Source organism: Qipengyuania flavescens, assembly GCF_029688735.1.
In the GTDB taxonomy this organism is placed as follows: domain Bacteria; phylum Pseudomonadota; class Alphaproteobacteria; order Sphingomonadales; family Sphingomonadaceae; genus Qipengyuania.
On record NZ_JARULD010000005.1, the window covers coordinates 93,340 to 119,154 of the forward strand.

Sequence of the window (25,815 nt, forward strand, 5' to 3'; positions counted from 1 at the left end):
ACACTGCGCCTTTGACCCGCCGAAGCGACCGCGATAAAGGCGCGTCATGCACCATTACGATGTCCTGATTGTCGGCGGTGGTCACGCCGGTGTCGAGGCGGCTTGCGCAGCCGCGCGGATGGGTGCGCGCGTCGGACTGGTTACTTTCGATCTCGCCGCAATCGGCGCAATGAGTTGCAATCCTGCGATCGGGGGCCTCGGCAAGGGTCACCTCGTGCGCGAGGTTGATGCGCTCGACGGCGTACTCGGTCGAGCGGCAGACGCCGGCGCTATCCATTATCGCATGCTCAATCGATCCAAGGGTAGCGCAGTCTGGGGTCCGCGCGTTCAGGCCGACCGTCGGCTGTTCAAGGCGGAAGTGCAGCGCCTGGTCGCGCTTGAGACGAAGCTCGATTGCATCCAGGGCGAGGCGGCAGCGCTCATTCTCGAGGGTGGTGGGGTTGCCGGGCTCGAATTGGCTGACGGTACGCTCCTGCGCGCGCGCGCGGTGGTTCTCTGCACGGGCACATTCCTCGGAGGAGTGCTGTTTCGCGGCGAGGAGCGTTTCGAAGGGGGCAGGGTAGGCGAGAACGCCGCTCGGCGGCTCGCAGAGCAGCTAAGGGATGCCGACTTGCCGATGGGGCGGCTGAAGACCGGCACGCCGCCGCGTCTCGACGGGCGAACGATCGACTGGGCGGCGCTGGAAGAGCAGCCTTCGGACGGCGAGGCATGGACGATGTCATCGCTCACCAAGGCGCGTCGCAATCCGCAAATCTTCTGTGCCGTAACCCGCACGAACACTCGTGCACACGACATTATTCGCGCAAATCTGGACCGCTCCCCGCTGTTTTCCGGTGCGATCGGGGCGGCAGGTCCGCGATATTGTCCGTCGATTGAGGACAAGATCCACCGGTTCGGAGACCGGGAAGGACATCAGGTTTTCCTCGAGCCCGAGGGCCTCGACACGCATCTGGTCTACCCGAACGGCATATCTACCTCGCTACCGACAGACGTGCAGGTCGATTTCCTGCGCGAGATGCCAGGTCTGGGTCGTGTAGAGGTGGAGGTGCCCGGGTATGCTGTCGAGTACGACCATATCGACCCGCGCGGCCTGAAGTCGTCGCTGGAACTGCACGCCATCCCAGGGCTCTACTGCGCTGGTCAAATTAACGGCACGACAGGCTATGAGGAGGCGGCTGCACAGGGCTTGGTCGCTGGCATGCATGCTGCGGCCGAAGCGGTTGGCAAGGAGCCTGTCGCGCTTGACCGGGCGAATTCCTATATGGCCGTCATGATCGACGACCTGACGCTGCATGGCATAACCGAGCCCTACCGGATGCTGACAGCACGTGCGGAGTACCGCCTGCGACTACGGGCAAGCAATGCCGACAGTCGTTTGACCCCGCTGGCAATCGAGGCTGGCCTTGTCGGCGAACAGCGGGAAGCATGGTTCGGTGCTCGGACTGAGCGTCAGGAACGCTACGAAGCGCTATTTGCTGCAAGCATCCACTCTAAAAACCTCGCCGACGCAGGGCTCCACGTGAAACGCGATGCCGGAATCAAGTCGCTGGCCGATTGGCTCGGCACGGGCAACGTCACGCTCCGTAACGCAGCGACACTGTATCCGGACCTCGATCCTCTGGATGAACTCGCAGTCGAGATGGCCGAGGATGCGTTCTACGCGCCCTATCTGGCGCGACAGGACGCGGAACTTTCCGAGCTCCGCACCAGCGAGTCTCTTCGCCTTTCGCGCGATTTTCCCTATTCGGAGGTCCCCGGCCTTTCCAACGAAATGGTGGAGCGCCTTTCAGCTTCCCGGCCGGAAAGCATGGCTGCGGCCTCCCGCGTTCAGGGGGTAACTCCGGCGGCACTTTCCGCCTTACTGGTACATGCCAAGCGTATCGGGCGAATCGCCGCGTGATCGCGACAGAGGAAGAAGCGCGGGAATTCGTATCGCAGCAATGTTCGGGCGAATCGCTGAAGCGCCTGGATCAGTTGGTCGGTGCGCTCAAAGAGGAAAATTCGCGGCAGAACCTGGTGGCGAAAAGTTCACTCGAGCAGATCTGGCTTCGCCACATTGCAGACTCCGCTCAGCTGCTGCGCTGGGTTTCCGAGCCGCGAGGTATCTGGATCGATCTCGGCGCGGGTGCGGGCTTCCCCGGTCTGGTAATTGCGGCCTTGCGCCCGCAACAGGCTGTAATCCTCGTGGAATCCCGCAAACGAAGGATCGAGTGGCTCCAGCGGGTGACACACGATTTTGGTCTCGACAATTGCCGCGTCGAGGGCCGACGCCTCGAACACGTCGACGATCTGGAAGCTGGCGTAATCTCGGCGCGAGCCTTCGCACCGCTCGACCGCTTGCTGCGATTATCCGCACGCTTCTCCACAAGCGGTACGCAATGGGTGTTGCCCAAAGGGCGGTCTGCAGAGCAAGAAGTACAAGCATTGCCGAGACGGTATCGGCGAATGTTCCACGTGGAACAATCATTGACCGACGCCGAGGCCGGCATCATCGTCGGCAAGGGTAAGTGGAAGGGTTCGACATGATCACCATCGCAATTGCCAACCAAAAGGGTGGAGTGGGCAAGACTACGACGGCGATCAATATCGCCACCGCGATGGCTGCGACCGGGTGGAAGACTTTGCTGGTCGATCTCGATCCGCAAGGGAATGCCTCCACGGGTCTCGGCGTCGATGCCGCATCGCGCGAAAACAGCAGTTACGATCTGTTGCTCGATCAGGCGACCCTTGGCGAATGCGCCCTAGAAACCGAGATACCGAATCTTGAGATCGTGCCGGCCACGCAGGACCTTTCGGGGGCGGAAGTGGAGCTCGTCTCGGTCGACGATCGGACCCATCGCCTGAAAAGTGCTTTGAGCCACCCGGCCGCAGCCTACGATGTGTGTTTTGTGGACTGTCCGCCGTCGCTCGGATTGTTGACGCTGAACGCATTGTGCGCGGCCGATACTCTGATGGTGCCGCTACAGTGCGAGTTTTTTGCATTGGAGGGGCTGAGCCAGCTCCTTCAGACGGTCGAGCGCGTGCAGCAAGGCTTCAACGCCGATCTCGGCATCGTCGGCGTCGTGCTCACCATGTTCGATCGTCGCAACCGCCTGACCGACCAGGTTGCCGACGATGTTCGCGATTGCCTAGGCCCGCTCGTTTTCGAGAATGTCATTCCGCGGAATGTACGGCTGTCAGAGGCACCGAGCCACGGTTTGCCAGCGCTCGTCTACGATCACCAATGCCCGGGAAGCCGTGCCTATATCGGCCTGGCCCGCGAATTGATCGGGCGGTTGCCCGAAGCAAGGAAAGCCGCATGAGCGACAGCACGCAAACGTCACGCCCGATCGACCGCAAGAAGAAGCTCGGCAAGGGCCTGAACGCCCTACTCGGCGAAACCCGCCGGGAAGAGCCGCTGGTCAAGCGTGAAATCACAGGCGAACTTGCACCAGATGCCTCGCCGGCTCCGGTTCCGCCAGTAGACGGGGAGGGCCTCGCGTCAATTCCGGTCGCCGATATCGAGCCCCTGCCGGGCCAGCCCCGTACCCACTTCCGCGAAGAAGCGTTGGACGAACTCGCCTCCTCGATTGCCGCGCGCGGGGTGATCCAGCCGATCATCGTGCGGCCGCTCGGGTCGGGGCGCTATCAGCTCGTCGCCGGGGAGCGGCGATGGCGCGCCGCGCAGCGCGCCCGATTGCATGAAATTCCGGCAATCGTGCGCAAGCTGGAGCAGCGCGAAATCATGGCGCTGGCGCTGATCGAGAACCTGCAGCGCGAAGATCTCAACCCCATCGAAGAGGCGCGCGCCTACCAGAAGCTAGCCGATACCGAGGGTATGACCCAGGCAGAGATCGCTAGACTGGTCGACAAATCGCGCAGTCATGTTGCCAATTTCCAGCGGCTATTGGCGCTTCCTGACGATGTCCTCGCGCTGGTCGCGGAGGGCAGTTTGTCGATGGGCCATGCCCGAGCCCTGATCGGCAATGACGATGCTTCCGATCTCGCGCGCCGCGCGGTCGCAGAAAAGCTCTCTGTGCGAGACGTAGAAAAACTTGCCCGCGATCCTGCGAAGGCTGCCCCCCGAAAGAAAACGTCGAAGGGCGTAGGCAGCGGCTCGGGCGATGCCGATATCGAGGCCGTTCAGGGCCACCTCGAGGAATTCCTCGGCATGCAGGTCCGGATCAAGACGGAGGATACGCCGAACACCGGCACCGTTACAATCCGCTATCGCACGCTGGACCAGCTCGACCTCATCTGCCAGCGGCTGACGGGCGGAGATATCTAACTAACTTAGTTACTTATTCAAGTCACGCCGCGCGACTTCTAGTCTCTGGCGCGAACCGGCGTCCCATCTCTGTATCGCGCCTGCCGCATCTGCATGACGGTTACCGGAACGAGCATGTAATCGCCCGTGGGCGAGGCACTGTTTTGCAGTCCGCCACTTCGGGCGCTGGCCATATAGCTATCGACATAGGCCTCGCACCGCCGCGTTGCGGCGTTTGCCCGCTCCGGATCATACTCGATCTCTTCGTAAGCGTAATATTCGTCCGAATTGTCGGTATAGCCACGCTGGGGGGCAAGCCGCCGCGAGCATTCCTGCAACCACGCCACACGATCGAACTGTACGACCCGCCCGCCAAGCGGCAGACGCGGCTCCTCGCCGGCACGATAGACATAGGTCTGTCCAGCGCCGCTGCGATCAACAGCAGCCGGCATTCGGGTGCCGATCGCGCCGCTCGTGACCGGAGGCGCATCGGTATAGCTCACAGGAGCTTGCACTGCGCTATCCTGCGCGAAGTCGGCTCCGGCAACAGTGGGGCCGATTATGCTGGTGCGGTTCGGGTCCACGGTGCGAAGCGGCTGAAGGATCGGTCGTTCGACGAATGTGGGGGCGGTGCCGTCCTGCCGCGCCTGAATGGCTCGCTGTGCGCCCCGCTCCTCGGTGGGTTCGAGAACAATCCGAGGCTGGACCTCTTGCTCAGCAACTTCCTCCGGCAATGGCTCCGCATATTCGTATCCGCCGATTTCATATTCCAGCGCGGCCTGGGCGAATGCCGCTCCCGGCAGCATTGCGATGCCGCTCGTCAGTGCGATGATGCTGCGCATTGTCATGGTCCACCTCTACGATCGGTACCTCCGCTCGGCGGAGTTGTAGAAAGAATAGCTCTTGCTCCACCCGATGCCACAGCGCTCCCTAACTTGTGCCGTCGTGGGCCGATCCTGACTAAATCCGCTCGGCTATAACGTCGGCCAACTCTTCGATTCCGTGCAAATCCTGTTCTTCGAAGCGCGCCTTTTGCGGGCTGTCTAGATCGATGACGGCAATCACCGCCCCATTGCGCACGACCGGAACCACAAGCTCCGAATTCGTGTCCGAATCGCACGCGATATGGCCGGGGAAGGCGTGCACGTCCTCGACCAATTGCGACGCCGCATCCTTGGCCGCGACCCCGCACACTCCCTTGCCGAGCGGGATACGGATACAGGCCGGGCGCCCCACGAACGGGCCGAGCACGAGTTCGCCGTCGATCATGCGGTAAAAACCGGCCCAGTTGAGGTCCGGCAGGAAATCCCACAGCAGCGCTGCGACGTTCGCCATATTCGCCACGCCATCGGGCTCGCCTGCAGTCAAAGCGTCTGCTGCCTCGCGTAGCTGGCGATAGGCTTCGGGTTTCGGACAATCGGGGGCGGGGCGGAAATCGAACATGGGCGTGATCTAATGCGCACCGGGCGAAGGGCAAGCCCATTGCCGCGCCCGCAAGCCTCGCCTATTCGCTATGGCCATGAGCCTCGCCAAGAAACTGGGCATCGCCCTCCTCGTGATCCTCATCGTCCTGGCCGCCGCATTCTGGTTTTTGACCCGCGGCGACACCGCGAGTGTCCCATGGGAAGACGTGGTCGGCACCGATCCTACGCTGGAAGAGCCGAACGCCGAGGGAATTCCCACAGTCGCCATCGCCGAACCGGTCGGCTGGGCCGCCGACGAAGTGCCGGTCGCTGCTGAGGGCCTCGCCGTCATGCGCTTTGCCGACGGGCTCGAGCACCCGCGCACCCTCCAGGCGCTGCCGAATGGCGATATCCTCGTTTCGCTGACGCGCGCGCCGGCCAAGCAGGACGATGGCGGGATAACGGCCTGGATTGCAGGCCTGTTGATGGATCGCGCAGGCGCAGGGGGCGAGTCGCCCAATCAGGTCGTCTTGCTTCGCGATGCCGATGGGGACGGCCGTGCCGAAGTGCGCCAGACGCTGCTCGATGGGCTGGACTCGCCCTCCGGCCTCGCATGGCATGACGGCACGCTCTATGTCGCCAATCACGACGAGGTGCTTGCCTACCCCTACGAACTGGGCGCCGCCACGGTGTCGGGCGAACCCCGCAAGATCACCGATCTGGCCGCTGCCGGCGGGCACTGGATGCGCAATCTCGCGATCAACGAGGAGGGCACGAAGCTCTATGTCGCGGTCGGATCGGATACCAACATCGCGGACAAAGGCATGGAAGCCGAGGAAGGGCGTGCGCTGATCTGGGAGGTCGATCTCGAAAGCGGGCGGCGTCGGATTTTCGGCGGGGGTTTGCGAAATCCCAACGGTCTCGACTTCAGTCCATGGTCCGGCGAGCTTTGGACCACGGTCAACGAGCGCGACATGCTCGGCTCCGACCTGGTGCCGGACTATCTCACCAATGTCCCCGTCGGCGCGCAATATGGCTGGCCATGGGTCTATTGGGGCGACAATTTCGACCGCCGCGTAGACTATCCGATCCCCGCTTACATCAACTACGTGCGCACGCCCGAGTATGCGCTCGGCCCGCACGTCGCGGCGCTGGGGTTCGTGTTCAGTGCGGAGGGCGCGCAGATGGGCGAGGACTTCTCGAGCGGCGCTTTCGTCGCGCGGCATGGCTCGTGGAACCGCAAGCCGCCCTCCGGTTACGACGTGGTCTATGTCGCCTTCGACGAGCGCGGTAACCCGACCGGTAAGCCGATACCGGTGCTGACCGGCTTTCTCCAGGACGATGGCACGACGCGCGGACGCCCGACCTGGGTCGAATGGGCCGGCGATGGGGCGTTGCTGGTCAGCGACGATACCGCCGGCATCATCTGGCGCGTCATTGCTCCCGGAGGCACGCGGCAGGGCGCGATCGAGCAGGTCACGGGCAATCGCCTGCCGCCGCAGCGCAATCTGCGCGGGCAGGAAGCGACCTTCGGCGAAGATGACTACGCCCGGAGCGTGACCGCCGAGTAAGTCGCGCGGCGCGACTTCTCAGCCGAGGAGTTGCGCGGTCTCCAATTCGTAGAGGCCGATCGACCCGGCAGTCGCTGCAGCTTTCAGGCCCGCGGCTTCCGGTACGATGCGATCGAGGAAAAAGCGGACAGTCGACTTCTTCGTGGCGGCCAGTGCGGGCGAGGCACCTGCTTCGACGGCGCGCAATTGGCATAGCAACTGCCAACCAGCGACAGCGACCGAGAGCATCGTGCAGAACGGCACCGACCCGGACAGCCGATCGTCGAGGCTTGCCTCTTCCCGCATCCAGCGCGCAACCGCGGCGCAATCTCCCGCGAGGGCGAAGAGCGCGGGCTCGTCGGCACAATCGCGGGCAATTTCCTCCGTGAGGCCGATGACGGCCTGCCCGTCGTCCATGCCGAGCTTGCGGGTAACGAGATCGGCCGCCTGGATGCCGTTGGTGCCTTCGTAGATCGGGGCAATACGCGAGTCGCGCCAGTGCTGCGCCGCGCCGGTTTCTTCGACGAAACCCATGCCGCCATGGACCTGCACGCCGAGGCTCGCAATCTCGATCCCGATATCGGTGCCCCAGGCCTTGATCAGCGGGGTGAGGACTTCGCCGCGCATCTTGGCGGCCTCGTCCCCCAGAACGCCGCGATCGACTTGCCCGGCGGTGTAGTAGAGCAGGGCGCGTGCGCCCTCGGTCAGCGATTTCATCCGCAGCAGCATGCGACGCACGTCGGGATGTTCGACGATGGCGACAGGCGCGCGATCGGGCGATCCGGCGCGGGCGGACTGGATGCGCTCCTTCGCGTAATCCAGCGCCTGCTGCGTTGCGCGCTCGCCGATCTGCACGCCCTGGTTGCCGACATTGATGCGCGCATTGTTCATCATCGTGAACATGGCCGCGAGGCCGCGGTTTTCCGCCCCGACCAGCTCGCCGATGCAGTCATCGTTGTCGCCATAGCTCATCACGCAGGTGGGCGAGGCATTGATGCCGAGCTTGTGCTCGATGCTGACGCAGCGGACATCGTTGCGGGCACCCGGCGTCCCATCCGGTTTCACATGATACTTTGGCACGATGAAGAGCGAGATGCCGCGGCTGCCCTCCGGAGCATCGGGCAAGCGCGCGAGGACGAGGTGGATGATATTCTTCGACAGATCATGCTCGCCCCAGGTGATGTAGATCTTCTGACCCTTGATGAGGTATTTCCCAGCGTGCTCGCCGTCCTCGATCGGCGTTGCCGTTGTGCGCAGGGCACCCACGTCAGACCCGGCCTGCGGCTCGGTGAGGTTCATTGTCCCCGACCATTCGCCGCTGACCAGCTTGGGCAAATACTTCTCCTGCATCTCGCGCGAGCCGTGATGCTCCAGCGCTTCAATCGCGCCGACGCTCAGCATCGGGAGCAGGTTGAACGCCATGTTTGCGGTGCCGAGGTTTTCGAGCACGTTGCAAGACAGGGTGAAGGGCAGGCCCTGGCCGCCGAAGTCGACCGGACCGGCGATCGCGTTCCAGCCCTGCTCGACATAGGCTTCGTAAGCTTCGGCAAATCCGACGGGCAGGCGGACCACGCCGTTTTCCAGCTTCGCGCCTTCGAGATCGCCGACGCGGTTGAGCGGCGCCCATTCGCCGGCAGCGAACTGCCCGATGCCTTCGACGATCGCCTCGACCATGTCGGGCTCGGCGGCAGCGAAACTCTCGCTCTGCGCGAGCTCTTCGATCCCGGCATTTACGCGGATGGCGAGCAGCTGGTCCTGGGTGGCGGCGGTATAGGTCACGTGGCTTCCCTCTTGGCTTTCCTGACGCCCAGATATAGCGCGCGGGCATGGTCGGCAAATACGTTACGGAAACGATACTGGCAGATGCGGCAGGAATCGCGCACGCGGCGCAGATCCTGCGCGATGGCGGGCTCGTCGCCGTGCCGACCGAGACGGTCTACGGCCTGGCAGCGCGCGCCGATAGCGACGAGGCGGTGGCGCGAATTTACGAGGCGAAGGGGCGACCGAGCTTCAATCCGCTGATCGTGCATGTGCGGGATGTGGAGCAGGCGCGGGAACTGGCAGAATTCGGCGAAGAAGCCAGCCAGCTAGCCGCGGAGCACTGGCCCGGCCCGCTCACCTTAGTCCTTCCCCGTCGGGGCAAGGCGGCGCTCAGCGGTGCCGTGTTGGCGGGATTGGCGACCGTGGCCCTGCGGTGTCCGGCGCATCCAGTTATGCGAGCAGTGCTTGCACAGGGCGACTTTCCGCTCGCTGCGCCGTCGGCCAATCGAAGCGGGTTCATCAGCCCGACAACAACCGCGCATGTTCTCGCATCGTTGGACGGGAGGATCGACGCGGTCCTCGACGGCGGGCCATGCGAAGCAGGTGTGGAATCGACGATTGTCGCTGTGCGTGATGATGGCCGGCTCGACGTCCTACGGCCCGGTCCAATCGAGATTGGGGCTTTATCCAGCGACGGGAATATCGAGGCACCCGGTCAGCTCGCTAGCCACTACGCTCCCGGCAAGCCGGTGCGCCTCAACGCGATGGAAGTCGCGCCAGACGACTTTATGATCGGATTCGGAGCGATAACCGGAGACTGCACCCTCTCCGCTAGTGGCAGTCTTACCGAAGCCGCCTCGCGCCTCTATGCCTGCCTGCACGAAGGCGCTCGCTCGGAGAAGCCGCGTATCGCTGTCGCGCCCATCCCGGACGAGGGCATCGGCATTGCCATCAATGATCGGTTGCGCCGCGCCGCTACCCCGCCGGATTAGCGCTCCGGTTCGACCGGAATCGTCGGAATGATCTGCTGCATCTCGGCATAGGTGTCGCGTGCTTCGTTGCAAGCGCGGCGGCTGCCGTCGGTGCAATCGTCCATCTGCCGGTTATAGTCGCGCTCCAGTTGCGCGAGCCGTTCTTCGCGCTTGCGGATTTCGCGACCGCGATTCTCGTCTGCCTCGGACTGGCTGGTCGTGGCGAGATCGACGCCCTTGCTGACGACCTTCACCGGGGCCGTTACGACATCGTAAGCGGTTTTGGCGAGGCAGCCTTGGACCAGCACGCAGGCAGGCAGGAGGGCAATGAGGGCCAGGCGACGCATGGAAAATTCCTTTCGCTGCGCCGCCTAGCGGGTTTTGCCGTAACCGTCGATGAACTCAGGCGTCTGGCGCCTCAGGCGCCTCGGGAGCCTCGGGGCTTTCGGGGGCCTCTGGAGGACGCGGCGCCTCCGGTGCCTCGCTCGCATCGCGCGTCGACCGCTCGCTGTGCGGCGCGGCGTTGCGGCAGTTCAGCGAGCCGGAGCCCATCGAACTGACTTCGCAATCGGCGCTGCCGTTTACGGTGATATCGCCCGATCCGGCAATCGACGCGTCGACCTTGCCGTCCGAGCTGAATTCCGCATCGCCTGACCCCACGACCGAGACATCCGCCCGATCGACCTGCAGGCCGCCTAGGCGCGCATCGCCCGATCCGGCAATGGTCAGCTCCAGTCGTTCCGCCCGGCCGCTTGCCTCGAGGTCGCCCGATCCGGCGATCGTCACTTCGAAGCGCCCCGCATCCACCTCATCGATCGCGACGCTGCCCGACCCCGCGACCGTTACGTCTGCACGCCCGTCCATACGGTCGGCACGAATATCGCCGGATCCAGCCAGCACCAGGCTCGTCAATCCGGGCAGGGTGACGCGAACCGTGGCCTTGCCCTTGTCGCTCCAGCTATCCTTCTCGCGGTGCACGGCGAGCGATTCGTCGCTGAGCGCGAACCGCAGGGCATCGACGGCAGAATCATCGCCCGACACGTCGATGTCGAAACTGTCGCCGCGGGTCACGATTACCTCGTCCGAGCCGGCGAGCACCAGCTCCGTCGGGGCCGCACCGCTCATGTCGAGCTCAGCCAACGGCACGCCTTCGGTATCGCCGAACTGGATGTTCATCCCGTCGCATCCCGCCACCAAGGCCGCGCCTGCCAGCGCCGCCACCGGTGCGAGCCGTTTGAAAAAAGTCTGTACCGTCATCGAGCAAATCCTCCTGCTAACCCCCGGGCAGTCCGTATTGCCGATATAATACAGCGTGGCGTTATCTTCAACCCGAAGAAAAGGGGCCGCCCCCTGCGGAGCGACCCCTTGATCGAGCCACGAGGACTGCCTGTCGATCAGGCGTCTTCGGTGTTCTCGTAATATTGCGGCGCGTGTTCACGCAGGACGTCGAGGATTTTCTCGAGCGCGGTGGGCTCGTCGGTCTTTTCCATCGCGGCGAGTTCGCGCGCGAGCCGGCTGGACGCCGCTTCGAAGATCTGGCGCTCCGAATAGCTCTGCTCCGGCTGGTCGTCCGGGCGGAAAAGGTCGCGGGTAACCTCGGCGATCAGGACGATTTCGCCCGAATTGATCTTGGCTTCGTATTCCTGGGCGCGGCGGGACCACATGGTGCGCTTCACCTTGGGCTTGCCCTTGAGGGTTTCCATCGCTTCCTTGAGCGTCTTGTCGCTCGACAGCTTGCGCATGCCGATCGATTCGACCTTGTTCACCGGAACGCGCAGCGTCATGCGTTCTTTCTCGAAGCGCAGAACATACAGATCGAGCTGCATGCCGGCGATTTCCTCGCTCTGCAGTTCGATCACACGGCCGACACCGTGCTTGGGGTAGACAACGTAATCGCCAACGTCGAAGGCATCAGCCTTGCTTGCCATGCAATCCATCCTTTCGTGGGGCGCAGCCGGGGTGGGGGACAACGTCGACAGTGCCTTTGCCGCGACCCTGACCGGGTTGCGGGGCGGTACCGAATATCGCGTTGCGGGTGGCCTGCCCTTTCTTCTTTCACACCTGACCGGGAGCAAACCGGTACAGTTGTTGCATTATATAGCATGAAAGGGCGGATATTGCGAGTCGTTGTAACGAAGCGCTTATCCGTCTGCGTCAGCCTTGGTTGTGACAGCGACGATTTCAGCACCGAAAAGCAGCGCGAATCCGCTGACCCAGAACCAGGTAATCAGCGCCACGACCGCACCGAGCGAGCCGTAGGTCGCATTGTAATCGGCGAAGTTCGAGGCGTAGAACGCGAATGCCCCGGTGGCGACGATCCAGAGTATGGCGAAGATCACGGCTCCGCGCAGCGCTGCCGACCAGCCCGCTCGCGGCCCCGCCGGTGCGTAGTGATAGAGCAGCATCGACCCGGCTACGGCGGAGATCGCCAGCAAGACCAGCCCGATGATCGAGGCCGACGGTCCGGAAAGCGCGGCACTTGCAGCAATGAGGGCAGCCAGGGCGACGACACCGGCGACGCCGGCCAGGGTGATCGCCAGCGCAACCAGATTGCTTCTCAGGAAGCTGCGCGGTTCGCTCACTTCGAAAGCGATATTGAGGCCGGTCAGGAGTGCATTGGCGGCGCCGCGTGCTCCTATGAGGGCCAGAACAAGGGCGATGAGTAAACCGAAACCTTTGGCGCCGCCCGACCCTTCGGAGATCTGCTCCAGCTGGTCGCCGATCAGAGTCGCGGCGCTCGGCGGCAGCACGTCGGCCAATGTCGTGATGTGCTGCGAAACCGTCGCGGGGTCGGCGAACAACCCATAGCCCAGCACGACCGCACCCAGTGCCGGAACGAGCGCCAGCAGCGCGTAATGCGCGATCCCGGCTGCGACGAGCGAGATATTGTTCTCGCTCCCCGCGGCCCAGGCGGATTTCAAACGGTCAAGCAATGGATCGGATCAATCGCCCTCGCCGGGCTCGGCGGAGAAGTACTTCTCGTACTTGTCTTCCTCGTCCTTGTGCTCGTCGGCGTCGGCAGGCGGCTCCTTGCTCTGCGTGATGTTCGGCCATTCGGCGGAGAACTTCGTGTTGAGCTCGAGCCACTTTTCGAGATTGTCCTCGGTATCGGGCAGGATCGCCTCGGCCGGGCATTCCGGCTCGCACACGCCGCAGTCGATGCATTCGCTGGGATTGATGACGAGCATGTTCTCGCCCTCGTAGAAACAGTCGACCGGGCACACTTCGACGCAGTCGGTATATTTGCATTTGATGCAGGCGTCGGTGACGACATAGGTCATTGGGTCGGTGATCCTTCGCGAAGTGTTTACCTGGTTCGGTGCTGCTAGGGCCGATCATCCGTTCGGGTCAAGCTCCCGATAGCAGGCTTGCGCTTCGCGCGGCGGGCCGCGGCGCTCGGGCAGCTCCAGTACTTCGACCAGCCGCACCTGATTGCCCAGCGGGATCGTGAGGACGTCGCCAACCCGAATATCGAGTGAGCCGCGCAATACCCGCTCGCCGTTGCGGCGGATATAGCCCTGATCGACCAGCTTCTGTGCCGCGCTGCGCGTGCGGGCAAAGCGCAGGGTGCAGAGCAGCCGGTCGATCCTCATTCGGCGCTCATGCCGTCATGTCAGCTGAGGAGGTCGGCGAGGCCGGCGAAAGCACTGCCCTCGCGCGGTTTGGCAGGAGCGGCGCGCTGCTGCTTGCGGCGCGATGGGCGCCACTCCCAGCGGTCGGGGCGCGGTGGGCCGAACTGCCCTTCGGCAAGCGGTTTGGCGCGTTGAACCCGGAAGCCTGCGACACCTAACAAGCGAATGGCGTTGTTCTCTTCCAGTCCGATCGAGACCGGCAGCGCCAGGTCGAGGACGAACTTGCGCCTGCGATCCTTGGCTTGTGCCTTGGCGCGGGTTTCGTGCGCCGCGCGAAGGATCTTCTCCGCCAGATCGATGCGGATCGCCTGGTCGCCGGCAGGGCGATAGCCGGACGGCAGCTTCTTGCCGCCCGGGATGACCGGCAACATCGCCTCCTGCAGCGGACGACGATCCACACCCAGCGCATGCAGCAGCTGACGGGGGGCAGGCTTGAGCAGGAGCGGCGAGAAGATGTCCAGCGCGCCGAAAGTCACGCCGATCTTGCGCAGGAAGGGCCGCATCTCCTTCGGCAGATGCTCGATCCCCGCTTTCTCGCGGCTGGTGTAGCCATGGCCCGCGATGAGATTGAGGAGCAGTGCGCGCGCTTGCGATCCCGCCTCCGGATTGGCGGAAGCGTGGTGCATCTTTTCGAGCGGAGCGAGGGGTTCCAGCTTCGCAGCTAGCCATGCCTCGAGCGCTGCGAGCAATTTGGTGCGTGGCCCTTCCGGCAAGGCCTTCACCTCGGGCGTGGGTTGCAGCAACGGCGTCGCGGTGCCGTCGCGCTGTTTGAGCCTCGCCAGCGGCTGGCCGTTCCAGCGCAGTTCGCCGCGCGCGATTTCGAGCTCTTCCAGGCCCGACGCCGCCAGCGCCTCTGCCTTCTCTCCCAGCAGGCGAGGGAGCGCTTTCTCGGCCGCGGCGAGCAACATGCGGCGGTCTTCGTGCCGGGCCGAGGGATCCACCGTGAAGCGCAGCCCTTGGATGGTGCCCATCGGCTCGCCTTCCACGCTTACCGCGCCATCGTCGGCGAGCTCGATCGGTAACAGGTCGGGATTTTCGCCCAGCGATTTCATGAGTATTGCCGTCCTCCGATTGACGAATCTTTCCGTAAGCCGCGCGTGCAATGCGTCCGACAGCTTGGCTTCGACTGCCCGCGCGCGCGACGCCATTTCGTCACGCGCCAGCACCCAGTCGGGCCGCTGGCAGATATAGGCCCAGCTGCGAATCGCGGCGATGCGCCCCTGCAGCGTATCGATGTCGCCGGACATATTGTCGAGTTCGCTGATCCGCGCGGCGACATAGTCGGCCCCGAGATAGCCTTCGCGCAAATCCTGCCACAGCCGCGCGACGAAGCGGGCGTGGACATCCGGCCCCCGCTGGCGGAAGTCGGGCAGCGAACAGGCCTCCCAGAAGCGGCGGACGTTCCCCGGCCCTCGGATCGTCTGGCCGAGCGGCTCTTCGGCCAGGCGTTTGAGAGTCGCGAGATCGATCGCTTCCGGCGCCAGGCGCAGGACGGGATCGTTCGGCGAGGCTTCGAGATCTGCGATCAGCGTTCCGAGCGAATCGAAACGCGGCTCGGGCTCGCGCCAGAACAGATGTGTCAGCGGCGCGAAGCGATGCTCCTCGACCGCGTATACCTCTTCCTCGGTGAACTCGGGGGTTGCACTACCACGGTTCTGCCCGCCCAGCGTGCCGAAAGTCCCGTCGCGCTGATGGCGTCCTGCGCGCCCTGCAATCTGGGCCATCTCCGCCGGAAGGAGCCGCCGCATTCGCTGCCCGTCGAACTTGGAGAGGCCCGCGAAGGCGACATGCGTCACATCGAGATTGAGCCCCATACCGATGGCATCGGTGGCGACGATGTAATCGACCTCGCCGTTCTGGAACAGCTCGACCTGCTTGTTGCGCGTCTCCGGGCTCAGCGCGCCCATGACGACGGCGGCACCGCCGCGGAAACGGCGCAGCATCTCGGCCACCGTGTAGACCTGCTCCGCACTGAAGGCGACGATGGCGCTGCGCGGCGGCAGGCGGGAGAGCTTGCGCGGACCGATATGCGTCAATGTGGAAAAGCGCGGCCGGTCGGAGACCTCCGCGTCCGGCACGAGTTCGCGCACCAGCGGCTCAACCGTCGCGCTGCCCAGCAGCATCGTCTCTTCGCGACCGCGTGTGTTGAGCAGCCGGTCGGTGAAAATATGCCCCCGCTCGCGATCGGCGGCCAGCTGCACCTCGTCCAGCCCGACGAAGGCCGCGCCTGCGCCGTCGCGCGGCATCGCCTCGACCGTGCAGCACATGTAGCGCGCGTTCGGCGGCTCTATCCGTTCCTCGCCGGTAATCAGCGCGACATTCGCATCGCCCTTGATTGCCCGCACCCGGTCGTAGACCTCGCGCGCCAGCAAACGCAGCGGGAAGCCCATGCATCCGCTGGAATGGCCGCACATACGCTCGATGGCGAGGTGCGTCTTGCCGGTGTTGGTGGGCCCGAGGACCGCCTTGATCGCGCTATCCTGCACGCGGTCTTCAGTGGCAGGCTCGCGCCGTGCTCGCAACCGTCGGGCGATCGAGACGTCGACTCGTCGCATACCGGACTCGGGTCGGCGCAGTTTAAGTCTGCGTTTACTTTGTTTTGGCAGGGAAAGCGGGCAAAGGTCCCGCAAGGGTCGGGTCGATCGCTCACGCACGGATCGACCATGGACGGAGGGTCACGCGTGTATAGGTCCCATGGGGACAGCGAGCAAAGCGATCTGCACACCGCATCGGCGAGCGCCGGTGCGGGCGCTGCTGCGCTCGCGCACGATCAGATATTGTCTGACACGCAGTCTACCGGCTTTTTTCTCGCCACGCTGCGCGATCAGCTCTCCGCGCGGATCGCGTCGGTCGATTTTGCGCCGGACCTCGGTAGCGAGATCGGCAGCCGCCGCTGGTTCCGCGGTCTTGGCACCTTCGTCGGGCTCTCCGCCGCTGCGCTGGCCTTCTGGCCGAGCTTCGCGCCGCTGGAGGCCGCGCCGCCAGCGCATGTCGACGATGCCGTCCGCTCCGAATACCGCAGCCAGATGATCCTGCCGTTGGCGCTGGGGGCCGACAGCGGCCGCCGCATGGGTGCGACCTCGCTGGTCGAACCGCTGGCGCAAGCGCCCGAGCGCCCGCGCATCGAACTTGTCGCGACCCTCTCGCGCGGCGACGATTTCGAACGGATGTTGCGCCGCGCCGGCCTCGGTCGCGAGGATACGCAGCTGGTCACCGACATGGTCGGCAGGGCCATGCCGCTGGGCGAGATCGAACCCGGTACGCGAATCGACATCGTGCTGGGCCGCAGGAACGGCACCGGCGAACCGCGCCCGCTGGAAGAGCTCGCTTTCCGCGCCCGCTTCGATCTGGAACTGTCCGTCGGACGGCTGGACGAGGGCGGTCCGCTGACGCTCGTGCGCAAGCCGATCCGCGTCGACGACACGCCGCTGCGCATTCGTGGCGTCGTCGGCGACAGCCTCTACCGCTCCGCCCGCGCTGCCGGAGCGCCCGCCAGCGCCGTGCAAGCCTATCTCAAAACGCTGGGCCAGCACGTAAACCTCGATCGCGAGATCCGCTCCACCGATACGTTCGATTTCATCATTGCGCATCGCCGTGCGGCCACGGGCGAGCGCCAGGCCGGGCAGCTGCTGTATGCCGGTGTCGAGCGGGGCGACAAACCGCGAGTGCAGCTGATGCGCTGGGGCACGGATGGCGAGTTTTACGAAGCCTCCGGCGTCGGCGAACAGCGCGGTGGGTTGATGGCCCCTGTGCCGGGCCGGATGAGTTCGCGCTACGGCATGCGCCGCCACCCGATTCTCGGCTACAAACGGATGCACGCAGGTCTGGACTACAAGGCACGCCACGGCACGCCGATCGTCGCGGTCACCGATGGCCGCGTTCTCTCGGCCGGGCGTGCAGGCGGATGTGGCAATGCCGTAAAGCTACGCCACGATGGCGGGATCGACACACGCTATTGTCACATGAGCCGCATGGCGGTGGACCGCGGCCAGCGCGTGCGGCGCGGGCAGGTGATCGGCTATGTCGGCTCTACCGGCCTCTCGACCGGGCCCCACTTGCATTACGAGATGTATCGCGGCGGGCGCTCTATCGACCCGGCTTCGGTCAAATATGTGACCCGCGCCCAGCTAAGCGGTGCGGAACTCGCTCGCTTTCAAGGTGCGCTGGAGAAGCTGCGCCAGGTCGAAGCCGGTGCCGCGCTGGCCGAACTCGCACCGACTGCGAGCGAAACGGCGGCGGAAACCCCGCAACGCGAGATCGACAAGGTCGAGCGCAAAGAAACGCTGCGCTGACCGGCTGACGATTGCGCCGCGCCGTGGCTTGCGGCATCTGCGTTCCATGACCAACGCTAGATATCCGAACACCCGCCTGCGCCGAACGCGTGCCCACGCCTGGAGCCGGCGGATGCACCGCGAGACGGTGATGACTTCGGCGGACCTCATCTGGCCGCTGTTCGTGACCGATGGCTCCGGCGTCGAGGAGCCGATTGCGCGCCTGCCCGGCGTGTCGCGCTGGTCGGTGGACGGGATTGCGCAGCGTGCGAAGGAAGCGGTCGAGCTGGGCATTCCGTGCATCGCGCTGTTCCCGAATACGCAACCCGACAAGCGCAGCGATGACGGGGCCGAGGCTTATAATCCCGACAATCTCATGTGCCGCGCGACCAAGGCGGTGCGCGATGCCTGTGGCAGCGACATCGGCATCCTGACCGACGTCGCGCTCGATCCCTATACCAGCCACGGGCAGGACGGGCTGCTCGACGAGAGCGGCTATGTCGTGAACGACGATACAGTTGCGGTACTCGTCGATCAGGCGGTCAACCAGGCAGAGGCTGGAGCGGACATCATCGCCCCGTCGGACATGATGGACGGCCGCGTGCGGGCGATCCGGATGGCGCTGGAAATGGGCGGGCACCACAATATCCAGATCATGGCCTATGCGGCTAAATACGCCTCGGTCTTCTACGGGCCATTCCGTGACGCCGTGGGGTCTGGCGGACTGCTGAAAGGCGACAAGAAAAGCTACCAGATGGATCCCGCAAACGGCGACGAGGCGATGCGCGAGATCGCGATGGATATCGCCGAGGGTGCAGACAGCGTGATGGTGAAGCCGGGTCTCTCCTATCTCGACGTGATCTGGCGCGCGAAGGAGCAGTTCCACGTGCCGGTCTTCGCTTATCAGGTGAGCGGCGAATATGCGCTGATCGAGGCGGGGGCTGCGGCGGGCGTAGCGGACCGCGAGGCGCTGCTGATGGAGAAGCTGCTCGCCTTCAAGCGCGCCGGCTGCTCGGGCGTGCTGACCTATCACGCGCCGTTCGCCGCGCGTATCCTCAATGGCTGACGCTTTCAGGCACGAAACCGAACGGCTGGTCCTGCGCGACTGGCGCGAGGAGGACTGGCCCCGGTTCTGGGAGCTTTGCAACACCCCCAATGTCATGCGCTGGCTGGGCGGTGTGGCGGATGAGGCCACGCAGGCCGGCGCGCAAGAGCGGCTCGAGGGCTATCGCCGCGATCACGGGCACACCTTCTGGGTCTGCGAACGCAAGGCCGATGGCGGGCACCTGTCCGGCGAGATGCTCGGTTTTTGCGGACTGAAGCGCTCCAATGTCGAGAACGAGTCCGTCTTCGGCATGATGGAGGTCGGCTGGCGCTTGCGTGAAGACGCCTGGGGCCATGGTTACGCAAAGGAGGCTGCTCTCGCTTCGCTCGATCTCGGCTTCGGGCGCTTCGGAGGGGAAGAGATCGTCGCCCTGACCGTAGCCGGCAATGCGGCAAGCTGGGGTCTGATGCTGCGTCTCGGCATGACGCGCCGCGAAGATCTGGACTTCACCGATCCACGCTGGGGGCCTGAGCTAAATCCGACTATCGTGTACTCCATCGACCGCGACACCTGGCAGGCGCGCGATGGCTGATATCGTCGCCGAAACCGAGCGCCTTATCCTGCGCACTGTGAATGAGGGTGACGAAGCGGACCACGCCCGCCTGCTCAACTCTCCGACGATCATGAAATTCATCGGCGGCATGATGGAGCCTGCCGAGATCGAGCAGCGGCACGCCAAGGCCATGGCGATGTATGCGCGCGAAGGTTTCAGCTTTCTGTTCGTGATCGAGAAGGCGAGCGGCGAGATGGTCGGCTATTGCGGCATCAAGCGCGTCGACGATCCGGCCGCGCCGAATATCGGGGACCACGAGATCGGCTGGAAAATCCGCGAGGATCGGTGGGGTAGGGGCTATGCGAGCGAGGCCATGCGCGCGGTGATCGACTGGGCCTTCACCCGCGTCCACGCACCGCATGTCGTCGCCATCACCGCTCCGGACAATACGGCAAGCTGGAAGCTGATGGAAAAACTCGGCATGATGCGGCGTGATGATCTGGACTTCGAAGCCGAGCACGGCCCGCTGATCCAGTATTCGCTGACCGCAAATCAATGGGAGAGCGCGGCTTGAGTATTCATCGCCCCGGAGTGACCATCATCCCGATCCACGGCCACACGCCGAAAATCCACGACAGCGCGTTCATCGCGCCCGGTTGCACCATCGTCGGCAATGTCGAGATCGGGGCCGACAGCTCGGTCTGGTACAATTGCGTGCTGCGCGCCGATGTCAGCCGCATCGTGATCGGCGAACGCTCCAACATCCAGGACGGCAGCGTCTGTCACTGCGACCCGGAGCGACCCGGCGACCCCGACGGCTCGCCGCTGATCATCGGCGACGACGTGCTGGTCGGGCACATGGCAATGGTTCACGGCTGCATCATAGAGGACCGAGGTTTCGTCGGCCTCGGCGCGATTGCGATGAACAAGGCGGTCATAGGTAGCGACGCAATGCTCGCGGCCGGCGCCATGCTCACCGAGGGCAAGGTGATGGGCGCGCGCGAGCTGTGGGGCGGCCGCCCGGCGCGCAAGATGCGCGACCTCGACGATGCAGCCATCGCCGGGATGCGCATGGGCGTGGCGCATTATGCGGAGAACGCCAAGGCGCATGGCAAGGCGATCGGAGAAGCGGACTTGGGCTAAGTCGCGCGGCGCGACTTTTTTGGTCTGGGTGCAAGCCTTCGACGGATGTCGAAGGCGCACCTTAAAAAACCAAACCTAATCCCGCACCAGCGCCCTCAGCGCCTCCACCCGATCCGCCTCATGCGGTGGCTTGTCCCAGCGGATGCGGTGGATGCGCGGGAATCGCATGGCGAGGCCGCTTTTGTGACGCTTGCTCTCATGCACGCTGTCGAAGGCGACTTCGAACACCAGGCTCTTGTCGGTTTCGCGGACCGGGCCGAAGCGATTGACGGTGTTGCGGCGGACATGGCGGTCGAGCTTCTTCAGCTCCTCGTCGGTGAAGCCCGAATAGGCCTTGCCCACCGGGAGCAGGTCCGCGCCCGCATCGGGGTCACCGTCCCAGCAGCCGAAGGTGTAGTCCGAATAGAAGCTCGAGCGTTTGCCGCTGCCGCGCTGGGCATACATCAGCACGCAATCGACCAGCAGCGGGTCGCGCTTCCATTTGTACCAATATCCCACGCGCCGCCCGGCGATATAGGGGCTGTCCTTGCGCTTCAGCATCAGCCCTTCGATCGCATCGTCGCGGCTGCCCTCGCGGATCGCGGCAAGGTGCTCGAAATCCTTCGCCTCGACGATGCGACTGATGTCGAAATGGCTATCGGGCAAGCGCTCCATCAGCGCTTCGAGCCGGGCGCGGCGCTTCGTCCATGGACAGGGGCGCAGGTCTTCCCCTTCGACCAGCAGCGCATCGTACAGCCGAACGAAAGCCGGAGCTTCCTTCAGCATCTTCTTGCTGACGGTCTTGCGCCCGAGCCGCTGCTGCAGGGCATTGAAACTGGCCGCGCCGCCTTCCTCCCCTCCTTGCACTATGCCGCGCACCAACAGCTCGCCGTCGAGCACCGCCGGGAAAGGCAACATGTCGAGCAGTTCGGGGAACGTCGCCGAAATATCGTCGCCGGATCGCGAATACACGCGCGTCTCATCTCCCGCACGCACCAGCTGCACGCGGATGCCGTCCCATTTCCATTCGGCCGCGTAATCGCTGAGATCGACCACCGTCTCTTCCAGCGGGTGGGCGAGCATGAAGGGGCGGAAGGTCGGCAAATTGTCGATATCCGGCGGGTCTTCGCCCTCGGCCGCCCAGGCGAACAGCTCCGGATAGGGCGGGGCGAGGCCATGCCAATATTCCTCGACCTCGTCGACCGACACCTCGAACGCCTGCGCGAAGGCTGTCTTCGCAAGGCGACTGGAGACGCCGATTCGCATGCCCCCGGTGGCGAGCTTCAGCAGCGCGTAGCGACCCGAGGGATCGAGCCGGTCGAGCAGTTTCGGCAATTCGGTGACCGCGCTCTTGCGATTCATCGCTTCGAGCAGCTCGACCGTTTCGCTGACCGATGGCGGCGAGGGCGGCTGATCGGGCGCCATTTGCTTTTGGGGCCAGAGCAGGCTGGCCGTCTCCGCCGTATCGCCGACGAAATCACGGCTGAGCGACCAAAGCACCGGATCGATGCGGTCCTTCATCAGATTGCGGATCGTCGAGCTTTTCACCGCCGGAAAATCGAGCCCGTCCGACAATGCCGCCAACGCCCAGCCGCGGTCTGGATCGGGTGTGGCGCGCAGATATTCGGCGATCAGGCGCAACTTTTCGTTGCGGCTGCGCGTATAGACCAGCGCGTCGATGAGAGCGGCGAACTCGTCCACGCCTCAATCGTCCTCGTCGTCATAGCCGACCAGCGCCAGAGCCCGGGCGCGGCGCTGGTGAAGCTGGCACCAGCGCAGCAGTGCATCCTCGCGCCCGTGGGTGATCCAGTTCTCCTGCGCGTCGACCTCCTTGATCGTGCGCGTCAGCTCGCCCCAGTCGGCATGGTCGGAAATGACCAGCGGCAATTCGACGTTGCGCTGCCGGGCGCGCTGGCGGACGCGCATCCAGCCGCTGGCCATGGCGGTGATCGGATCGGGCAGGCGGCGGCTCCAACGATCGTTCAGCGCGGAGGGCGGGCAGACGACGATCGCGCCGCGCATGTCGTCCTTGGAATAATCGGCCACCAGGCGAAGCTCGCCGAGATCGACGCCGTGTTCCTCATAGAGGCGGCACATCTTCTCCATCGCGCCATGGAGGTAGATCGGGTCGCGATGGCCCGCGCGGCGCAGCTCGGCAATCACGCGCTGGGCCTTGCCGAGTGCATAAGCCCCCACGAGCACGCAGCGATCGGGATGCGCGGCGAGGCGGTCGAGAAGTTTGGCCATCTCGTCCTCGATCGGCGGATGAGTGAAGAGCGGCAGGCCGAATGTCGCTTCGGTGATGAAGATATCGCAGGGCGTGACTTCGAACGGCGGGCAGGTGGGGTCCTCGCGTCGTTTGTAGTCGCCGGTCACGATCACACGTTCGCCCGCGTGCTCCAGCAGGATCTGCGCGCTGCCGAGCACATGGCCTGCTGGGATGTAGGTAGCGTCGACACCGCCCGTCAGTCGGATCGTCTCGCCATATTCGACCGGCACGGCCTTGTGCGGAGTTTCGCCTGCATCGTCCTCGGCCCCGGTGCGATAGCGCAGCTCCATGATCGCGAGCGTTTCAGGCGTGGCAACAGTCTCGCCATGCCCGCCGCGCGCATGGTCGGCATGGCCGTGCGTGACCAATGCCTTGCCCACGGCCCTGGACGGATCGACCCAGCAATCGGCTGGTGGGATATAGATGCCGTGCGGTTCCGGCTTGATCCAGGAGAAGGGCGCGCTCACCCCGACTCAAGCGGGCAAAGCGCCAACCGTTCCCGCCGCAGCGTTACGCAGGCGCCTTGAAGCGCTCCATCAGCTGCTTGAAACCCGGCTTCTGACCGGTCGCGAGCAGGCTGGCGCGGAACAGGCGGCCGAGGAAAACCACTTCCAGCGCCACGAAGCCTGCGAGCAGGATGCCCGATCCGATCATCTCCCACCACTCAATGCCCATGCCGAGCCGCGCAAGCACTGCGAAAGGGGTCCACAGCGGCACCCAAGTGAGGATCTGGACCAGCAGCCCGTCCTTGCCGGCCACGAGCGAGGACAGCAGGAAGGTGATCGGCAGCAGGATGCCGAGCAGCACCGGCATCAGATACCCCTGCGCCTCGCTCATCGAATCGGCCATCGCGCCGATTGCCACGAAGATGATCGATACCGCGATATAGCCCATCACGAAGAAATAGATCATCGCGATGATGGCGGTGGGCGAAGACACCGGCTCCAGCGCCGGGCGGATCATGTCGGCGATCTCGCCTTGCGTGAAGAAGGCGACGACGATCGCGCAGCCGACCCAGACGCCGATCATCGAGAAGCCGACAGCCAGCGCGCCCAGCAGTTTGCCCTGCATCAGTTCCTCCGGCCGGATGCAGGCGAGCAGTGATTCGAGCAGTTTGTTCGAACGTTCCTCGACCGAGCCCTGCAACATCCAGCTGCCCGACAGCATCAGGCTGAGCATCAGGATATAGGACAGCGCGAGCGGCACGATCGAGCGGATCAGCAGCGCCTCGCGCGCCCCGCCGCCAGGTGGCGGCGTCGTGACCGCAATGGCGGGCGCCGCGCCCTGGATAGCGGCGGCTTGCGATGCGGGGATGCCCTGGTCGGTCAGCAGGCGCTGGCGCAAATCCGCTGTCAGCACTTCCTGCACCTGGGATACGAAGCTCGAGCGTGGCTGGTCTTTGGACCATAGGCGAATGGTGGGATCGGCCGGATAGCCTTCGCCAACCAGCAGGACGTAATCGGCCGCTTCGCCTTCGGGCACATCTTCGCCGCCATCGAGCAGCGCATCGACGCGGCTCTGCAACTCCTCGGCCTGGGCCGACGCCAAAGCGGCAGGGGCAGGCGCAAAGCTGTATTCGGGCTCGGGAATATCGAATTCCGGCGTGCCGTCGGGCCGAACTTCGTCGATCTGCGCCACCGCTCCTTCCACGCCGCCGGACTGGCGAAAGGCCAGCACATCGGCATCGGTGTACCAGCGGTCGTGCTGGGCCCAAGGAGCGTCGGGATCTGCATTCTCGAGGCCGTGACGCCGCACGTAGCGCGAGAGCGAGCGCAGGACGGAACGCTCTTCCTCGAACCCGAAGCGCTGTTCCAGCGCGATCGCGGCCGATCCTCCGGCGCGGTCGAGCACGACGACGCGCGTCGCCTCCTCCTCGTCCAGCGAACTTCCCAAAAGCGGACCGATAGCCAGCGCGACCGGCACGAGCAGAAGCGTCAGCCAGAAGCTTTTCATGGCGGCGATCTGGCGGAACTCGCGCGCCGCTACGAGCAGAACATTCCGGTTCATCACTGGACCTCCCCTTCGCCGACCATGCTGACGAATACCTCGTGCAGCGATGCGCGCTGCTCCTCGAACCGGCGCAGGGAAATCCCTTTGGCAGTGCAGGCTTCGAGCACGGCTTCGGAGTTCGTGCCGGGGGTAAGCCGGACATCGTAACGATGAAATCCGTCGCCCGCATCCTCGACAGGTTCTGCGCTTGCCACCCCGTCTACCGAGGCAATCGCGGGATGCGCCAAGGCGGTGATCCGCGCCGGCAGCGTGTCTCGCGCTTCCTCCAGCGTGCCTTCGAACCGCTTCGCGCCCTTCTTCAGAAGCAACAGCCGGTCGCACAAACGTTCGGCGTGCTGCATCACGTGGGTGGAGAAGATCACCGCTGCCCCGCGCTGCGATGCGCGCAGGATCTCGTCTTCGAGCAAGCCCTGGTTGACCGGGTCGAGGCCCGAGAACGGCTCGTCCAGCATCAGCAGTTCGGGCCGGTTGACCAGCGAACAGGCAAGCTGGACCTTTTGCGCCATGCCCTTCGACATGTCGCCGATCTGGCTCTTCGCCCGGTCGGCAAGATCGAAGCGTTCGAGCAATTCCATCCCGTGCGCATGGGCGTCCGCCGGATCCATATGCTTGAGCCGACCGAAATAGACGATCGTCTCGATCGCCTTCATGTGGGAATAGAGCCCGCGTTCCTCGGGCAGAAAGCCGATCGCATCGGACTTGCGCTTGTCCGGCGCTGCGCCGAGCACCTCGATCCGGCCCGAGGTCGGCCGGATGATGTCGAGCACCATGCGCAGCGTAGTCGTCTTACCCGCGCCGTTACCGCCGAGAAATCCGAAGATTTCGCCCGGCTGCACGGCGAAGGACAGATCGTCCACCGCCAAAACATCGCCGAAGCGCTTGGTAAGGTTCTCGACCCTTAGAACCGACACTGTGCAATCCCCCTATATCGCTTTCGAGCGGTATGGGAGCGACGCCAAAGCCTCAAGCATTTATCGGGCAG

General features: G+C 64.5%; 25 protein-coding genes. 11 read left to right on the plus strand and 14 right to left on the minus strand.

Going from position 1 to position 25,815, the window contains the following annotated elements; translation table 11 throughout:
• Positions 1-46: 46 nt before the first annotated feature.
• The 4 genes from mnmG to P8R33_RS13195 are packed head-to-tail and all read left to right on the plus strand — an operon-like array spanning position 47 to position 4,267.
• Positions 47-1,900 (plus strand): tRNA uridine-5-carboxymethylaminomethyl(34) synthesis enzyme MnmG, encoded by a 1,854-nt coding sequence (gene mnmG, locus P8R33_RS13180; protein WP_278329426.1) that lies wholly within the window; start codon positions 47-49, stop codon positions 1,898-1,900.
• Positions 1,897-2,526: a 16S rRNA (guanine(527)-N(7))-methyltransferase RsmG gene (gene rsmG / locus P8R33_RS13185; RefSeq protein WP_278329427.1), complete on the plus strand. Its 630-nt coding sequence runs from the start codon at positions 1,897-1,899 to the stop codon at positions 2,524-2,526. Before mnmG ends, rsmG begins: the two co-directional genes overlap by 4 nt.
• The gene (locus P8R33_RS13190; RefSeq protein ID WP_278329428.1) at positions 2,523-3,302 is read left to right on the plus strand and encodes a ParA family protein; all 780 of its coding nucleotides are present in this window, start codon (positions 2,523-2,525) and stop codon (positions 3,300-3,302) included. The genes rsmG and P8R33_RS13190 overlap by 4 nt, the downstream gene beginning before the upstream one ends.
• Entirely contained in the window at positions 3,299-4,267 is a 969-nt protein-coding gene (locus P8R33_RS13195; protein WP_278329429.1) for a ParB/RepB/Spo0J family partition protein, read from the plus strand. Before P8R33_RS13190 ends, P8R33_RS13195 begins: the two co-directional genes overlap by 4 nt.
• Positions 4,268-4,305: 38 nt before the next feature.
• On the opposite strand, the gene P8R33_RS13200 is transcribed toward P8R33_RS13195, so the two are convergent.
• Positions 4,306-5,094 carry a hypothetical protein gene (locus P8R33_RS13200; protein ID WP_278329430.1) on the minus strand — a complete coding sequence of 263 codons (789 nt, stop codon included), beginning with the start codon at positions 5,092-5,094 and terminating at the stop codon, positions 4,306-4,308.
• 112 nt (positions 5,095-5,206) lie between these two features.
• On the minus strand, positions 5,207-5,689 hold the full coding sequence (gene msrC / locus P8R33_RS13205; protein WP_278329431.1) for a free L-methionine (R)-S-oxide reductase MsrC: 483 nt from the start codon (positions 5,687-5,689) through the stop codon (positions 5,207-5,209).
• 76 nt (positions 5,690-5,765) lie between these two features.
• On the opposite strand from msrC, the gene P8R33_RS13210 reads away from it, so the two are divergent.
• Positions 5,766-7,220, plus strand: coding sequence for a PQQ-dependent sugar dehydrogenase (locus P8R33_RS13210; RefSeq protein WP_278329432.1), 1,455 nt, complete (start codon positions 5,766-5,768; stop codon positions 7,218-7,220).
• An 18-nt stretch (positions 7,221-7,238) separates the two neighbouring features.
• Here the strand turns inward: P8R33_RS13210 and P8R33_RS13215 are convergent, their stop codons facing one another.
• Positions 7,239-8,978: an acyl-CoA dehydrogenase family protein gene (locus tag P8R33_RS13215; RefSeq protein WP_278329433.1), complete on the minus strand. Its 1,740-nt coding sequence runs from the start codon at positions 8,976-8,978 to the stop codon at positions 7,239-7,241.
• A 47-nt stretch (positions 8,979-9,025) separates the two neighbouring features.
• Here P8R33_RS13215 and P8R33_RS13220 point away from each other — a divergent pair, with 47 nt between their 5' ends.
• Positions 9,026-9,952 carry an L-threonylcarbamoyladenylate synthase gene (locus tag P8R33_RS13220; protein WP_278329434.1) on the plus strand — a complete coding sequence of 309 codons (927 nt, stop codon included), beginning with the start codon at positions 9,026-9,028 and terminating at the stop codon, positions 9,950-9,952.
• On the opposite strand, the gene P8R33_RS13225 is transcribed toward P8R33_RS13220, so the two are convergent.
• The 7 genes from P8R33_RS13225 to P8R33_RS13255 form a co-directional block, all read right to left on the minus strand.
• Complete coding sequence (locus P8R33_RS13225; RefSeq protein WP_278329435.1) at positions 9,949-10,278, minus strand: hypothetical protein; 330 nt, start codon at positions 10,276-10,278, stop codon at positions 9,949-9,951. The genes P8R33_RS13220 and P8R33_RS13225 overlap by 4 nt on opposite strands.
• A 55-nt stretch (positions 10,279-10,333) precedes the next feature.
• Complete coding sequence (locus P8R33_RS13230) at positions 10,334-11,188, minus strand: head GIN domain-containing protein (protein ID WP_278329437.1); 855 nt, start codon at positions 11,186-11,188, stop codon at positions 10,334-10,336.
• A 137-nt stretch (positions 11,189-11,325) separates the two neighbouring features.
• On the minus strand, positions 11,326-11,859 hold the full coding sequence (locus P8R33_RS13235; protein ID WP_050601467.1) for a CarD family transcriptional regulator: 534 nt from the start codon (positions 11,857-11,859) through the stop codon (positions 11,326-11,328).
• 213 nt (positions 11,860-12,072) lie between these two features.
• Entirely contained in the window at positions 12,073-12,864 is a 792-nt protein-coding gene (locus P8R33_RS13240; RefSeq protein ID WP_278329438.1) for a YihY/virulence factor BrkB family protein, read from the minus strand.
• 9 nt (positions 12,865-12,873) lie between these two features.
• The gene (fdxA, locus tag P8R33_RS13245; protein ID WP_278329439.1) at positions 12,874-13,212 is read right to left on the minus strand and encodes a ferredoxin FdxA; all 339 of its coding nucleotides are present in this window, start codon (positions 13,210-13,212) and stop codon (positions 12,874-12,876) included.
• A gap of 54 nt (positions 13,213-13,266) precedes the next feature.
• Positions 13,267-13,524 (minus strand): RNA-binding S4 domain-containing protein, encoded by a 258-nt coding sequence (locus P8R33_RS13250; protein WP_278329440.1) that lies wholly within the window; start codon positions 13,522-13,524, stop codon positions 13,267-13,269.
• A gap of 20 nt (positions 13,525-13,544) precedes the next feature.
• On the minus strand, positions 13,545-16,118 hold the full coding sequence (locus tag P8R33_RS13255; protein WP_446532519.1) for a helicase-related protein: 2,574 nt from the start codon (positions 16,116-16,118) through the stop codon (positions 13,545-13,547).
• Positions 16,119-16,244: 126 nt separating this feature from the next.
• Between P8R33_RS13255 and P8R33_RS13260 the strand changes: the two genes are divergently transcribed.
• Genes P8R33_RS13260 through P8R33_RS13280 form a run of 5 tightly spaced genes read left to right on the plus strand, consistent with a single transcriptional unit; the run spans position 16,245 to position 20,575 of the window.
• A complete protein-coding gene (locus P8R33_RS13260; RefSeq protein WP_278329441.1) occupies positions 16,245-17,855 on the plus strand; it encodes a M23 family metallopeptidase in 1,611 nt (536 codons plus the stop codon).
• Positions 17,856-17,901: 46 nt separating this feature from the next.
• Positions 17,902-18,900, plus strand: coding sequence for a porphobilinogen synthase (gene hemB / locus P8R33_RS13265; protein WP_278329442.1), 999 nt, complete (start codon positions 17,902-17,904; stop codon positions 18,898-18,900).
• Entirely contained in the window at positions 18,893-19,471 is a 579-nt protein-coding gene (locus P8R33_RS13270; RefSeq protein ID WP_278329443.1) for a GNAT family N-acetyltransferase, read from the plus strand. Before hemB ends, P8R33_RS13270 begins: the two co-directional genes overlap by 8 nt.
• Positions 19,464-20,006 carry a GNAT family N-acetyltransferase gene (locus P8R33_RS13275; RefSeq protein ID WP_278329444.1) on the plus strand — a complete coding sequence of 181 codons (543 nt, stop codon included), beginning with the start codon at positions 19,464-19,466 and terminating at the stop codon, positions 20,004-20,006. The genes P8R33_RS13270 and P8R33_RS13275 overlap by 8 nt, the downstream gene beginning before the upstream one ends.
• Positions 20,007-20,008: 2 nt before the next feature.
• Positions 20,009-20,575, plus strand: a complete 567-nt coding sequence (locus P8R33_RS13280) for a gamma carbonic anhydrase family protein (protein WP_446532520.1) — start codon at positions 20,009-20,011, stop codon at positions 20,573-20,575.
• A 75-nt stretch (positions 20,576-20,650) separates the two neighbouring features.
• Here P8R33_RS13280 and P8R33_RS13285 read toward each other — a convergent pair whose 3' ends face one another.
• From P8R33_RS13285 to P8R33_RS13300, 4 genes are read right to left on the minus strand one after another with little or no spacing between them, the layout of a single operon-like run.
• Positions 20,651-22,255 carry a cisplatin damage response ATP-dependent DNA ligase gene (locus P8R33_RS13285; protein ID WP_278329447.1) on the minus strand — a complete coding sequence of 535 codons (1,605 nt, stop codon included), beginning with the start codon at positions 22,253-22,255 and terminating at the stop codon, positions 20,651-20,653.
• A 3-nt stretch (positions 22,256-22,258) separates the two neighbouring features.
• Positions 22,259-23,290 (minus strand): ligase-associated DNA damage response exonuclease, encoded by a 1,032-nt coding sequence (locus P8R33_RS13290; RefSeq protein WP_278329448.1) that lies wholly within the window; start codon positions 23,288-23,290, stop codon positions 22,259-22,261.
• Between the two features lie 43 nt (positions 23,291-23,333).
• Positions 23,334-24,830 (minus strand): ABC transporter permease, encoded by a 1,497-nt coding sequence (locus P8R33_RS13295; RefSeq protein ID WP_278329449.1) that lies wholly within the window; start codon positions 24,828-24,830, stop codon positions 23,334-23,336.
• Positions 24,830-25,744, minus strand: a complete 915-nt coding sequence (locus P8R33_RS13300; RefSeq protein WP_278329450.1) for an ABC transporter ATP-binding protein — start codon at positions 25,742-25,744, stop codon at positions 24,830-24,832. Before P8R33_RS13300 ends, P8R33_RS13295 begins: the two co-directional genes overlap by 1 nt.
• Positions 25,745-25,815: the final 71 nt, after the last annotated feature.

Coding starts and splice junctions, on each gene's coding strand:
- mnmG (WP_278329426.1), top strand. CDS start 47: ATGCACCATTACGATGTCCTGATTGTCGGCGGTGGTCACGCCGGTGTC.
- P8R33_RS13200 (WP_278329430.1), bottom strand. CDS start 5,094: ATGACAATGCGCAGCATCATCGCACTGACGAGCGGCATCGCAATGCTG.
- P8R33_RS13195 (WP_278329429.1), top strand. CDS start 3,299: ATGAGCGACAGCACGCAAACGTCACGCCCGATCGACCGCAAGAAGAAG.
- P8R33_RS13255 (WP_446532519.1), bottom strand. CDS start 16,118: ATGCGACGAGTCGACGTCTCGATCGCCCGACGGTTGCGAGCACGGCGC.
- P8R33_RS13295 (WP_278329449.1), bottom strand. CDS start 24,830: ATGAACCGGAATGTTCTGCTCGTAGCGGCGCGCGAGTTCCGCCAGATC.
- fdxA (WP_278329439.1), bottom strand. CDS start 13,212: ATGACCTATGTCGTCACCGACGCCTGCATCAAATGCAAATATACCGAC.
- msrC (WP_278329431.1), bottom strand. CDS start 5,689: ATGTTCGATTTCCGCCCCGCCCCCGATTGTCCGAAACCCGAAGCCTAT.
- P8R33_RS13250 (WP_278329440.1), bottom strand. CDS start 13,524: ATGAGGATCGACCGGCTGCTCTGCACCCTGCGCTTTGCCCGCACGCGC.
- P8R33_RS13235 (WP_050601467.1), bottom strand. CDS start 11,859: ATGGCAAGCAAGGCTGATGCCTTCGACGTTGGCGATTACGTTGTCTAC.
- P8R33_RS13220 (WP_278329434.1), top strand. CDS start 9,026: ATGGTCGGCAAATACGTTACGGAAACGATACTGGCAGATGCGGCAGGA.
- P8R33_RS13190 (WP_278329428.1), top strand. CDS start 2,523: ATGATCACCATCGCAATTGCCAACCAAAAGGGTGGAGTGGGCAAGACT.
- P8R33_RS13210 (WP_278329432.1), top strand. CDS start 5,766: ATGAGCCTCGCCAAGAAACTGGGCATCGCCCTCCTCGTGATCCTCATC.
- P8R33_RS13275 (WP_278329444.1), top strand. CDS start 19,464: ATGGCTGATATCGTCGCCGAAACCGAGCGCCTTATCCTGCGCACTGTG.
- hemB (WP_278329442.1), top strand. CDS start 17,902: ATGACCAACGCTAGATATCCGAACACCCGCCTGCGCCGAACGCGTGCC.
- P8R33_RS13230 (WP_278329437.1), bottom strand. CDS start 11,188: ATGACGGTACAGACTTTTTTCAAACGGCTCGCACCGGTGGCGGCGCTG.
- P8R33_RS13270 (WP_278329443.1), top strand. CDS start 18,893: ATGGCTGACGCTTTCAGGCACGAAACCGAACGGCTGGTCCTGCGCGAC.
- P8R33_RS13225 (WP_278329435.1), bottom strand. CDS start 10,278: ATGCGTCGCCTGGCCCTCATTGCCCTCCTGCCTGCCTGCGTGCTGGTC.